The sequence below is a fragment of the Bradyrhizobium sp. LB11.1 genome, assembly GCF_040549385.1.
Taxonomy (GTDB): domain Bacteria; phylum Pseudomonadota; class Alphaproteobacteria; order Rhizobiales; family Xanthobacteraceae; genus Bradyrhizobium.
In genome coordinates, this window is the sequence record NZ_JBEPTH010000019.1 from 32,173 (window position 1) to 44,555 (window position 12,383).

At 63.5% G+C, this 12,383-nt stretch carries 8 protein-coding genes; all 8 read right to left on the reverse strand.

Features of this window, described 5'->3' with window-relative positions:
* Nucleotides 1–11 precede the first annotated feature (11 nt).
* The 8 genes from ABIA96_RS32515 to ABIA96_RS32550 all read right to left on the reverse strand — a co-directional run bounded on the left by ABIA96_RS32515 (nt 12) and on the right by ABIA96_RS32550 (nt 12,327).
* On the reverse strand, nt 12–1,895 hold the full coding sequence (locus ABIA96_RS32515; RefSeq protein WP_354141003.1) for a TRAP transporter large permease: 1,884 nt from the start codon (nt 1,893–1,895) through the stop codon (nt 12–14).
* Nucleotides 1,896–1,919: 24 nt separating this feature from the next.
* Nucleotides 1,920–2,939: a TRAP transporter substrate-binding protein gene (locus ABIA96_RS32520; protein ID WP_354141004.1), complete on the reverse strand. Its 1,020-nt coding sequence runs from the start codon at nt 2,937–2,939 to the stop codon at nt 1,920–1,922.
* Between the two features lie 474 nt (nt 2,940–3,413).
* Complete coding sequence (locus tag ABIA96_RS32525; protein WP_354141005.1) at nt 3,414–5,612, reverse strand: Nal1-like putative serine protease; 2,199 nt, start codon at nt 5,610–5,612, stop codon at nt 3,414–3,416.
* Nucleotides 5,613–6,164: 552 nt separating this feature from the next.
* A complete protein-coding gene (locus ABIA96_RS32530) occupies nt 6,165–6,623 on the reverse strand; it encodes a hypothetical protein (RefSeq protein WP_354141006.1) in 459 nt (152 codons plus the stop codon).
* Nucleotides 6,607–7,524: a DUF2950 domain-containing protein gene (locus ABIA96_RS32535; protein WP_354141007.1), complete on the reverse strand. Its 918-nt coding sequence runs from the start codon at nt 7,522–7,524 to the stop codon at nt 6,607–6,609. The genes ABIA96_RS32530 and ABIA96_RS32535 overlap by 17 nt, the downstream gene beginning before the upstream one ends.
* On the reverse strand, nt 7,521–9,206 hold the full coding sequence (locus ABIA96_RS32540) for a DUF3300 domain-containing protein (RefSeq protein ID WP_354141008.1): 1,686 nt from the start codon (nt 9,204–9,206) through the stop codon (nt 7,521–7,523). Before ABIA96_RS32540 ends, ABIA96_RS32535 begins: the two co-directional genes overlap by 4 nt.
* Before the next feature lie 106 nt (nt 9,207–9,312).
* Nucleotides 9,313–10,305 carry an ABC transporter substrate-binding protein gene (locus ABIA96_RS32545; protein ID WP_354141009.1) on the reverse strand — a complete coding sequence of 331 codons (993 nt, stop codon included), beginning with the start codon at nt 10,303–10,305 and terminating at the stop codon, nt 9,313–9,315.
* 111 nt (nt 10,306–10,416) lie between these two features.
* Nucleotides 10,417–12,327 carry a sensor histidine kinase gene (locus ABIA96_RS32550; protein ID WP_354141010.1) on the reverse strand — a complete coding sequence of 637 codons (1,911 nt, stop codon included), beginning with the start codon at nt 12,325–12,327 and terminating at the stop codon, nt 10,417–10,419.
* Nucleotides 12,328–12,383: the final 56 nt, after the last annotated feature.

Consider the following 12,383-nt stretch of genomic DNA (forward strand, 5'->3'; position numbering starts at 1 on the left):
CTCAAAGCGCCTCAGAGAAATCCGATCGAGATCCAGGGGAAGACGGCGACGATGATCAATCCCACCAGAAGCGCCAGCAGATAGCCCCAGATCGGCCTGATGCCCTCGGCCGGATCGACCTTTCCGATGGCGCAGGCGGCATAATAGCCGACGCCGAATGGCGGGGCGAATAGCCCGATACCCATCGCCAGAATGATGATCATGGCGTAGTGCACCTCGTGCACGCCGACGAGATGCGCGATCGGAAACATCAGGGGCCCGAACAGCACGATCGCCGGAATGCCTTCCAGCACGCTGCCGAGGACCACGAAGGCCAGGATCGAGACCGCGATGAAGGTCGCGGCGCCGCCGGGCAGGCCGGTCATGGAGGCCGCCAGCGCGCGCGAGAAGCCGGATTGGGTCAGGCCCCAGGCCATACCGGTCGCAGTCCCGATGATCAGCAGGATCGCGCCAGACAGGCACGCGGTCTCGATCAGCATCGGCAACAGCCGCCGCCAGTTGAACTGGCGGTAGATCAGGAGGCCGATCAGCAGCGCATAGACGATGCCGATCGTGGAGACTTCAGTGGCGGTGGCGATGCCTTCGACCACGGCGTAGCGAATGACAAAGGGCAGCGCCAGGGCAGGGATGGACACGACGAACGCGCGCGCGATCTCGCCTGAGGTCGCGCGCTGGACGTGGCTCAAATCCTCACCGCGATAGCGCCACCACACCAGTCCCGAGAGCGTCAGCGCGAGCACCACGCCGGGCAAGAGGCCGCCGGTGAACAGTGCCGAGATCGACACGCCGGTGACCGAGCCGATCGTGATCAGCACGAGGCTTGGTGGGATGGTTTCGGTCTGGGCGCCGGTGGCTGCCAACAGCGCGACGAGATCGCCGGGGCGGGCGCCGCGCTGCTTCATCTCCGGAAACAACACGGGCGCAACGGCCGCCATGTCGGCCGCCTTGGCGCCGGAGATCCCGGAGACGAGATACATCGCGCCGACCAGCACGTAATGCAGGCCGCCGCGGACATGGCCGAGCAGGCTCGCCAGGAACGTCACCATGGCCCGCGCCATACCGGTCATCTCGATCAGGAGTCCCAGGAACACGAACAGCGGCACGGCGAGCAGAATGAGGTGGCTCATGCCCTCGTCCATCCGCCCGACCAGCACCATCAAGGGCGTGCGCGTGGTCAGCGCCAGATAGCCGAGGATCGCCAATCCAAACGCGAATGCGATCGGCACGCCCGCGAACACGCAGAAGCCGACCACGCCGACGAAGAAGATGAGGAGGTTGATATTCCCGAGCGGCTTCAGCAGCGGCTGCGCGAACCAGAACAAGGCGATCAGGATGACGACCGTCGCCACAGCCGCCAGAGACGTCTTGAGGTCGCCGACGCGGATCAGCCGCAGCAGCGCGAACAGTGCCATCAGGCAGATGCCGACGGGCAATGCCGCGGCGCGCCAGGTGTTGGAAATCTGGAGCGCCGGCGTGGTGATGAAACTTTCCTCGTAGGCGTATTCATAGGCCGGGTGCACGATCAGCAGCAGGAACGCTAGGGCCGCGCAGGTTGCGACCACGTCGAGATAGGCCCGGAGCCGCGGACCTGCGCTTGCGACCAGCGCCGTCATCCGCATGTGCTCGCTACGGCGGAACGCGACCGCCGATCCCAGCATCGCCAGCCACAGGAACAGCATCGAGGCCAGTTCGTCCGACCACACCAGCGGCGCATGCAGCACGTAGCGCGAGACCACGCCGGCAAACAGGATGACGACCTCGGCGACGACCAGGATCGCCGCCGGGATCTCGACCAGCCATTTCAGCCCAAGTTCGATGGAACCGAGCGCAGGCCGGCGGCGAGGGGGTGTTGCCACCTCGCCGGCCACGGCTGGCGTCATGTCGACATGAGCCATGGCACGGCCCCTATTGCTTGCGCGTTACGACAGCTTGCCGACGGACTTTTCGAGCAGCTCCCAGGCCTTCTCGCCGTACTTGCCCTTCCACTCGTTGTAGAAGCCGGCCGCGCGCAGCTTATCCCGGAACGGCCCGACCTCGGGCTGGTTGAACAGCAGGCCTTTGCCGGAAAGCTCCTGCTTGACGGTCGCATTGAGCTTCTCGGTGTCCTCGCGTTCCTTGACGGCGGCCGCGTTGACGTTCTTGGCGACGATCGTCTTGATGTCGTCCGGCAGCGTCTGCCAGGCGCGGCGGTTCATCAGGAACCAGAAGCCGTCCCACATGTGGTTGGTCATCGAGCAGTATTTCTGGACCTCGTAGAGCTTCGCCGTCGAGATCAGCGCCAGCGGGTTTTCCTGGCCCTCGACGATCTTGGTCTGAAGCGCCGAATAGACCTCGGCGAAGTTGATCGAGGCGGGCGAGGCATCGAACGCCTTGAACATCGAGGTCCACAGCGGCGACACCGGCACGCGGATCTTGAAGCCCTTGAAGTCGTCCGGGCCGTTGATCGGCTTGGTCGACGACGTGGTCTGCCGGAAGCCGTTGTCCCAGATCTTGTCCATGACCTCGAGGCCGGCCTTGTTGATCTCGCCGCGAACATAGGCGCCGAGATCGCCGTCCATGGCCTTCCAGACCGTTGGATAGTCCGGGAACGCGAAGCCGATGCCGTTGATCGAGGCCGCCGGCACCAGGGTCGCCAGGATCAGGCCGGACAGCGTGAAGAATTCGACGCCGCCGGAGCGCACCTGGCTCAGCATGTCGGTGTCGGAGCCGAGCTGGCTGTTCGGGAACACTTGCAGGTCGAACCGGCCGTTGGTTTCGGTCTTGATGGCTGCGGCCATCTCACGGGCGCGCGTCACGAACGGATGCGACTCAGGCAGGTTGTTGGCGAACTTGTAGGAGAACTCGGCGGCCTGGGCACGGGCCACATAGGGCGCGCTGACGCCGCCAAAGACGGCGGTCGCGGCGGAGGCCTTGAGAAGCGTGCGGCGGGAAAAACTCATGGGTCTGCTTCCTCGGAAGTTTGTTCTTGTTGTGAGACGCAAACCTATACGGACGGTCTGGTCGGCAGTCATCTGCGATCTCGCGAAGCTCGCTTATTGCAGCCGGACAAGGTCGCGGCAATATCGGCTTTCGGCAGAGGGGTCTGATTCAAAAACTGAAAAACAACCCCATGCACAGTAGCCGTCAAGAGCTGAGGCAACGGGCGATGGCCGGGCCGGAAATCGGCTGGAAGCGAAGGCTTCGTGGCAGGAAGTCGGGCTAAATATTTGATCCAATTAGATCTAAATATATTCCATAATATACCTTATGCGAATTACGGATATGGATGCGCGAGGCAAAACGCCCACTCACTGATGCTCACTTTTGATTCCTGCACTATCGGACGAGACCAGTCCCTCAGGCGAAGAGTCCGCAGAGAACAGCCCGCGGGCGGTCGTCCGCGGGAGCCCGAAAAGATCCGGTCGAACGTCAGTTTACCCCCGCGCGGTCGAAGTCCTCTTCTTCCTCGGCGTCTTCGTCGCGTGGGCCGTCTTTTCGTGGAAGACGGACCCGTCGGCGCCTCCGTTACCCGTATCCAGCACCGGCTTGATAGAATTCAGCGTTTCCGATTGCAGGAAGCTGAAGGGTTGATAGATCGCAGCGAGGGTGTCTTCCGGGATCTTGCCCAGAGCCTTGATCGTCCGATCTCCGCCGCCGGCGTTCCATGCGCCCTGCCACAGGCGCGCAAGACAATCCGATCCGGCCGCGATGACGGCTTCCGTATCCTTGCCGAACTCGTCCCAGAGTATCTGCGCCATGGGCTTTGGCGTCTCGCCCTCGTTCGCCTTGTAGAGTTCGACGATATCCATCGGCTTGATCTTGGCAAAGGTCTTCTGCATCAGGGTGACGACCTCCCAGCCGGCCGCCTTTCCATTGGCAGGCAGCTTTCCGGCCGGCATCTTTTCGAGAGCGGTCTCAACGGCGGGCCACAGCTTGTCGACGTGGTAGTCGAGCATGTCGTCCTCGTATGCCCCGTGCACGCCCGCCCCGTACGAGATCATCCCGTCCACCATCTCTCCCGTGGTGCGGCTGCGGACCTTGCCCTTCTTCGCGCGATCCGGATCCCCGTTGAAGAGATAGGAGATGTGGAGCGGCTGGCATGCGTCCCCGACGTAGTGCGAGAGGATGCCGGCAACGCAGACGAACCGTTCGGCGTCCCCCTGCTTTACGTAGTAGACCATCGCGTCGAAGATCTGCCAGCACCGGAACGGCAGAAGACCCCGGCTCTCGTCGAGCGTCGGGTGCTCCTTCTTCACCGCGTCGTAGTATCGCTGCCAGATGGCAACGTCGAGCTTGGCGGGCTTGTCGCAGATATCGAGAAGCGTCGACCCTTCGGGCAGCGGCTTCTTGAGCTTGCGGTCCATGTCCGCGAAATGGTTGGCGTGCTCCGGAGCCTTGGGTCCGCCGCGCTTGTACGGCCCGATCTTCCACACGAGGTCCGGAACGTCGGCGAGAGGCACGAAGTCCTTCTTGCTCAATCCCGACGTCGCCTTCTTCGTCACGGCGTCGATGTCGAAGGTGATCCGCTCGAGGTTGGCCGTCATCAGCTTCGCGAGATGCCCGTCGGAAAGATGTCCGATCGCCATGTTGGCGATGCCATAGTGTCCTACCGTTCCCCAGTAGTCGGGCTGATCCGCGTTCCAATCGCGGATGAGGTCGACCTCGAGACGGGCACAGACGTTGCTGAGGGACGTCGCCAGGGCGTACGAACTGCCGGCGGCGTCGGCCCCGTCGACGAACACCTGCCCTCCCCACTGTAGGGCCAGAGGCAGCGGTGGCTTGCCGGCGTCGACTTCAATCAACCAGACCGTTCCTGAATCGCCGGGGTGTGTACCGAGCGAGGTCGACGGTGCGCGCGGCCCGATCAGAAAGTCCGAGACGAATTCGAAGCCGCCGACCGACTTGAACCGGTAGAACATCGCCGCGATCTCGCCGTGCATCTCGCGCGAGGCGGCTCCGAAGGCCCGGACCGGGCAGCCGATCAGCTTGAGCGAAAGGTTGTCCGTGGCGAGATCCGCGAGTTTTCCGATCTGCCCGACGCCGTAGACCTGCGTCGTCCACCGATGGACGTCGTGGATCTCCACGAGCGCGGCATCGAGATCGACGTAGACGTTCTTGCCGGGCCATCCGTCGTACAGCGCGGGGAAGAGCTCGCGGGAAAGCGATTTGGCCGATGCCGTCCCGATCTCGACCCTGTTGCCGCCGATCACGGTGTAGATCGGGGTTCCGGGCGCGCCAGCGACGTGCCGGTTCGTAAGTGCGTACGTCGTATGGCCGTCGGTGACGAGGCAACCGACCGAGGCGATGTGCTCCTGCCCCTGGACGTCGACGACGAGAGGATAGCCTCCGCCCACCAGGTTCGTCGGAAACGTGTAGTTCGCCTCCCATTGGTGTCTGACGTCGTCCAGTTCGGCCTTGATCACGCAGATCGGCGCCTTCCGCCCGTCCGACATGTAGACGGCAGGCGGAATGAAGTCCGCGGGCTTCACGCTTCCGCCGGGCGCGAAATGATGCTCGTCCAGCCATTCCCGGACGAAGACGAGGATGGCCGGCCACGAGTAGTAGCGGACTTCCGAGTTCTCGAGGGTTCTGACACCCTTCGCCCCGCCGGTTTCGCCGCCCTTGCCCGGCAACGGATCGGTCTTCCGGATGCGATACCTCCCGATAGCCGTTCCGACGACGTTTGCCTTGTGGACAAGATGAAGGTGGAATTCATCGCGCGCCTTCAGGAGATCGGTAATCGAAAGCATTCCAAAGTCGTCGTCGCGGGAAAGGTAATCGGTCATGCAACCTCCCTGCTCCGCCCGGACGGCGGTAGCGCAATGGATTTGATCGATAAAGTCCGAACCGCCGGGTTACGCGGTCTTTGATGCGGTAGTATGAAATCTAGTCGGCAATCTCAGTATGTATGGCGGAATCTCCGCATGCTGTCAAAGCCGGCGGAACCGGTGGTCCGATCGCGGGCGATGTCCGGCCCGAGATGACCGCCTTCCCGATCGCTCTCCGAACTTTTTACCGAGCGCTTTAGAGGGCGGCCGCCAATGCAAGAATTACCTTTGATTATACCAACCGGTGCAGGAATCAGCCGGATTCCATGTAGAAATTGATCACGCGGTTACTTAGCAATACGCTCCTGTGCAGGAATCAATAGTGAGCGCCACTCACCGATCCGTGCACGACCCAGCCTACTTCAGCGAAATCGTGACTTGGCTGATATTGGCCGCGAGCTCGACGCCTGCCTTCGGGCCTTGCAGCACGATCGTGACGCCCTTCTCGTTGCGGAGGTGAGCGCCAGTAACTCCGCCGACCAGCGCAAAGCCGCCGCCGACGGAGCTGTAGGTACCGGCGAAGTCACCGACCTCGCGGATATCAGAGGCCCAGCCGTCGAGACGGCCGATCGTGGCGCCGGCCGTGATGCCGAAGCTGAGACCGGTGATCTTGAACGGATAGGTCTTGCCGCGATAGGCCAGCGTTCCGCGGCCGACGCCGCCGCCGACGAGAAGGCCGGCCTTGACGATCTTGACGTGGACATGACCGGCCGCCTGCGCGAAGGATGGTGTCGAGGGTATCGCGAGCCCGAGCGCCAGCAGGAGCATGACAGCCAGGCGGAACACGCCCACCCACCGTTCAGGGTTTTGCGGCATCGACCTTCTTCCAGGTCTCGTCGGGGTCGAACAGCGTGGTGCGCTCGGCGATGAACTCGGTGCGCTTGCCGAGATCCTTCTGGTAGACGGTGCCGTCGTGATTGACGAGGAAGGTCATCACGCCGGAATTGCCGTATTCGGCAGGCCAGGCGATCAAGCCGAAGCCACCGATCATCTTGCCCTTGACGACATAGTTGAGCGCGCCGCCCGTCGCATTCCGGCCCTGCCCCTTGAGAATGTGGAAGTAGTAGCCGTGATAAGGCGCAGGCCCGACATCGCTTGCCCTATAGCCCTCCTTGGAAGCGTCGGCGGCCATCGCGCCGAGCGGACTCGGATCGCTGTCGTCGCGCCAGAACAGGCCGTCCTTCTTGCCCGGGGACGAGACGATCCGCTGGGCATAGACGCCGGCGCCCTCGCCGCGGTCCTTGTCGGCATATTCGTTCTGCGCGTCGACATAGGCGAGTGCGGTCTGAATCGCGTCGAGCTCGTTGCGGCCGATGCGGCGGCGAAGCACCTCGATCCGGCCCTCGTCGGTGTCGAACTCCCAGCCGTTCCTGGCGTTGACCAGAGGAATCGGGAACGGGAAATCATCCGGGCCCAGCATCAAGGTCGCGGTCTTGTTGCCCTCTGCCTTGATGCCGTGCTTGGCATCGTACATCGACGTGAACCGCGCGCGGATGTCGTTGTCGGCGACCTCGTCTCCGGACGAAACGATGTCCTCGGCGGCCCTGCCGAGCACTTTCAGGATGTCTTTCGAACCAGCCCTGACCGCAGCGGCGAGCGCGGCGGCAGCGTCCTCCGGCGACTTGTATGATTGCTGCGCGAGCGACGGCGAGCCGAACAACGTGAGCGCCACCAAGCCGGGCAGGATCGCACGATGGAACGAATTCAGACCGATCATGGCACCACCTCTGCAGGGATCTTCGCGCCGCCGGCGAGCCAGTCGCGGTAGGTACCGAATGTCAACCCGAGCTTGTCGTAATAGACGCGCAGATATCCATCGGCGCCGCGGGTCACCGCATCAGGCATCACCTGCTCGACCTCCTGCGCCATCACGCCGACATAGGCCTTGTCGCTGCCGATATAGCTGAAGCGATAGTAGCCGAGACCGTTGGCGAGATGACCGAGCAGGACGATGTCGTGCTTCAGCGCGATATCGGAACGCCGGCCACCGCCGCCTCCGCGACCACCACCTCCGCCACCCCCGCCGTGAAATCCACCACCTCCGCCGCCACGTCCTGCCATGCTCGGCGCGCCGCCACCTCCACCGCGCGGCATGCTCCCCATGCTCGATCGCCCCCGCGCCGATGCCGCGGCCGCTGACCGGCCAGAGGAGACGTTCATCGCTCCGCCGCGATTGCCGCCACCGGAACGGTTTCCTGCGCCACCGCCGCTGCCGCGGTTCACAGCCTTGGCGCGATCACCGCCGCCCTTGCCAGCATTCTTGGCCCTGTCGCCGCCGCCCTTGGCGCGATCGCCTGCACCGGCTCGATCACCACCGCCTGGCCGATCGCCACGATTGCCGGCACGGTCACCCGCTCGATCTCCTGCGCGATCTCCTGGGGCGCCGCGATCACCAGCACGATCGCCTGCGCGGTCGCGCGCTCCCTGATCCGGACGCAGCACCTGGTTGCCGTCACGGCCGCGGAAATCCATCCGGTCGGATGCGCCTGCCCTGATGTTGTTGTTGCCGAAGCGCTGCTGGACGTTGGCGTTGTTGTAGCGCACGCCTCCCCGATGCGCCGCGTTGTGTTGCCAGCCGGTGTTGATGTTGGTGGTGCGATGATTGACATAGACGTTGCGGTTGCCCCAGTTGGCGCCGCCGCCCCAGTAATTACCCCATCGCCCGATCGCCCAGGCCGTGCCGAACGCGATTCCGGCCGCGACCACGCCCGCGCCGATATAGGAGGGATAGCCAAAATAATACGGCGGATAGGATGCATAGGGCCAGGCGCCGTAAACCGTCGCCGGATCGTAATAAGGCACGTAGACCGCCTGCGGATCGGCCTGCTGGATCACAACGACCTGCTTGCCTTCCTGGGACTGCACGCTGACCTTCTGCTGCTTGGTGGTGACCAGCTTCTTGTTGTCATAGGCCTTGTTGCGCAGGCGCTGGATCGCATCCATCACGTCGGGTTGCTGCGCGAGAAAGGCGTCACCGAGTTGCTCGGTCCATTCGAGCTTGTCGCTCATCATGGCCAGGACGTCGGCGGTGCTGACGAGTGCCTTGACGCTGTCGTCCCAGGCCTGCTTATCGACCTCCGTCTTCAGCGCATCGCCCTTCAGCGTCTTGCGCTCCTTTAGCCAGCGGTCGGCCTGCACCAGTTCAAGTGGATAGGTCGAAGCCGCCAGCACATTGGCAAGGAGCTCGTCGGGATAGAGCGCGATCGGGGCCACCAGAGCTTCGAGCTGCTCCGGCTTCAAGAGCTCGGCTGACGGTGCCGGCGGAGCTGCCGGCTGTGCCTGGGTGCTCGGGGCCGCCGTCGTTGTCGGAGCCGCCGGCGTCGCAGCCTCAGCCATTGCAGCGGCGGGGACCGCCACCACCAGCGCAAGCGCCATCAGGGTCCTGCCGCAGCGAAACATCACGACCTCCACAAGACTTTCCGTCTGCGACCATCGGACCGGGGCACAAGCATTTGTTGATCGAGATCAACGAAACCGTGCGGTCGCCCTGCTGCAACGCAAGAGCTCACTCGATCAGCTCGGCCTCCATCAGGAGCCTACCGGGCACTGTGAGGCCGAGTGCATTGGCCGCCTTCGCGTTGATCACCAATTCGAACTTGGTTGCAAACTGTACCGGCAGAGTACGAATCTCCGCACCACGCAGGATGCGGTCGACATAACCAGCTCCGTCGCGAAACTGCTGGGTGAGATCTGCGCCATATGACATCAGGCCGCCGTTCATCGTGTAGAAGCGGACGGCGTAGATCGCCGGCACGCGACGCTGCGCCAGCAGCGGAATGGCCATCCCGCTCTGTGCCGCGAAGAAGCCGCCGTCCGGCAGCACAACGATGCCGCTGCCGCTGCGCGCGGCTGCTTCGATCGCCGCCGCGATCTCGGCGCTGCTGCGGACGCTGGCACCTGTCACCTTCATGCCGAGACGATTTTCCATCTGGCGCGCGGCCTGGAGATAAAATGGCGCGTAAGGCGCTGACTCCGGATTGAACAGAACGGTGGCATGACTCAAATCAGGCACCATGTCCTTCAGCAGGCTCAACCACTTCCCGCTCATCGAATGCTCATAGAGCGAGAAGCCGGTCAGATTGTTGGTCGGTCGCGCCAGATTGTTGACCAGGCCGGTCCCGACGGGATCGGACAGCCCCACGAAAACGATCGGAATCGTTTGCGTCGCATTGCGCAACGCCCGGGTTGTCCCCGTGCTGGTCGCAAGCAGCACGTCCGGCCGGGAGGCAACAAGCTCAAGCGCGTCTGTTTGCTGCCGCGCCGGATCAGGATGCCATCGGTCATTGTTCTGACCGGCAATGTGCCCGGCGATCCCGGCGCGCAGATGCGTGTCGGTGCCTTTCAGCAGGGGCTGGCCGATCTCGGCTGGATCGCCAACCAGAACTATCGGTTCGAGGTGCGCTGGCCCGGTCCTGTCCTGCGCCAGATCCTGGGCTCTCGCCAGAACCGGGAACGCAGTCGCTGCGCCGACCAGCGACATGAATTCACGGCGTTTCATCGCACTCCACCACTCCCCGACTGCGCCGCGCCCGTCCCGGCCACAACGCAACTGCGAAAGGAAACGATCCCGCCGACCCCCAAGGCTTGATCAAGATCAAGATACCGATCCTTATCGGACGATCGGGAGACTGACCGTGAACAGCGCACCGCCGGCTGGCAGGTTCGCGGCAGCCATCGTGCCGTGATGGGCCTCGATGATGGTTTTCGCGATCGCGAGCCCCATCCCCATGCCCTGCGGCTTGGTCGTAAAGAACGGATTGAAGACGTTTGCGAGATCGTCGGCCGCGATGCCGGGACCGGTATCGGCGATCCTGATCTCGGCCTGGTTGCCGACGCGGAACGTCGCCACACTCACCTCTCGCTTCTTCGTGTCCGCATCGGAGATCGCGTCCATCGCGTTGATGATGAGGTTGAGAATGACTTGCTGGACCTGGATGGGATCGCCCTTGATGGGCAGATCAGCGATGGCAGGGACATAGCTCAGCGAAATGCGGCGCCCGTCGGCAACGGCCGCTACCAGCCCGATCGCCTCCCACACGGTGTCGTTGAGCTTGAGGTTCCTGATCTCGAACGGTGTCTTCTTCAGGACGCTGCGCAGACGGCGGATCACCTCGCTCGCCCGCTGGTCGTCGCGCCTGATGTCGGCAAGAATGTGCCGGATCTCTTCGAGATCTGGCGAGGCGGCCTTGAGCATCAGCTCTGCGGTCTCGGCGTTGGTCAGGATCGAGCCGAGCGGCTGGTTCAGCTCGTGGGCAATCGACGTCGTCAACTCTCCGACGGCCGAATAGCGATTGGCATGAGCGAGTTCGGCAAAGCGCTGGCGCGACTCGACCTCAGCAAGCCGCCGGCGACGGCGTTCATGAAGGAGACCGCTGATCAGGCCCCCCTGCACCAGGAACACGGCCGTAATCATCAACATCTGCCAACGGAAACGTTCCCAGATGTTAGGCTCACGAAACAGAATTTCGCTCCCGGCAGGTAGACTGCTTTCGTCGATGCCCCAGCGCTGCAGCTCGTGCCAGTCATATTTCGGCACCCCAAACCCGATCGGCTCGTATTTGATGCTGGACGGCTTCTCCCCGCGGAGGACGCGAATGGCGGCATCAACGGTCTTCCGGGTCGTCTCCGCAGTCGAATGCATCGGGCCACCGACAGTGCTGCCGCCGAAGAACGGCTCCTGGTAGGAAAAGATCGGTGCGTTCGCGACCGCATGCAGGCTGCGTAGCGCGATATCGCCTTCATGGACGATTCCAGCGGCATCGACCGACATCAGGCCCCAGAACAGCGCCGTATGCGGCGGAAGCTTCGCCGCGCGTTGCAGAATCTCCTCGAACGACAGGTCCGAATACCAGACGATTGCGAGCCGGTCTCCAAGCGGCTTCAGCTCGCGCGCGACCTCGTCCACCCAGAATTTCTCCAGCGGCGAGGCACCAATCACCACGGCGACGGTCTTGGTATCCGGCTTCACCTGGAGGATGTTCTCGAAGGCCGCCACGAAGTCGTTCCGGACTGACACGACGACGTCCTTGTCGGTGAGGTCGAAACGGTTCACTAGCCGCTGCTCCACCACCGTCAGCACCGTCAGCACCGTCGGCGTGTCGGGAAACAGCTTCTGGCGGTATCTCTGCACGAACCGCGCCGCAGGCGCGCCGATGCTCAATACGATGTCCGGTGGCGCACCCTGATAGACCGAGCCGAGATACTCCACGAAGGGCGCCTCCGGGCCGGGATTGTTGAAGCGCGCGGAGAGCAACGTGTGCTCCTGGATATCGAGCGGCCATGGCGATTGCCGCTCGAGCTCGGCCTTGATGCTGCGCGCATACTCGCTCCAGGGACGGAATTCCCGTCCGAAGGAATCCAAAACCAGCACGCGCTTGAGCTCGCGATAGCGAGGCTCGCCAAGCTCGACGGCGCCGGCCGGTCTGGACGGCATGCAGGCAGCGAGCAACAGGCCGAGACCCAGCAACGCGACCGCGACAGGCCACGATTTGTCCGACGCTTTGGAGCTGCCGCCGCTCATCTGCCTCCCCGACGGCGTTCTCCGCTCATCGCTGGCTGCAATCCTAGCGGGAACCG

What these genes read in the sequence shown, in the direction of transcription:
- ABIA96_RS32530 (WP_354141006.1), bottom strand. Translation starts at nt 6,623, where the DNA reads ATGCCGCAAAACCCTGAACGGTGGGTGGGCGTGTTCCGCCTGGCTGTC.
- ABIA96_RS32515 (WP_354141003.1), bottom strand. Translation starts at nt 1,895, where the DNA reads ATGGCTCATGTCGACATGACGCCAGCCGTGGCCGGCGAGGTGGCAACA.
- ABIA96_RS32550 (WP_354141010.1), bottom strand. Translation starts at nt 12,327, where the DNA reads ATGAGCGGCGGCAGCTCCAAAGCGTCGGACAAATCGTGGCCTGTCGCG.
- ABIA96_RS32545 (WP_354141009.1), bottom strand. Translation starts at nt 10,305, where the DNA reads ATGAAACGCCGTGAATTCATGTCGCTGGTCGGCGCAGCGACTGCGTTC.
- ABIA96_RS32535 (WP_354141007.1), bottom strand. Translation starts at nt 7,524, where the DNA reads ATGATCGGTCTGAATTCGTTCCATCGTGCGATCCTGCCCGGCTTGGTG.
- ABIA96_RS32540 (WP_354141008.1), bottom strand. Translation starts at nt 9,206, where the DNA reads ATGTTTCGCTGCGGCAGGACCCTGATGGCGCTTGCGCTGGTGGTGGCG.
- ABIA96_RS32520 (WP_354141004.1), bottom strand. Translation starts at nt 2,939, where the DNA reads ATGAGTTTTTCCCGCCGCACGCTTCTCAAGGCCTCCGCCGCGACCGCC.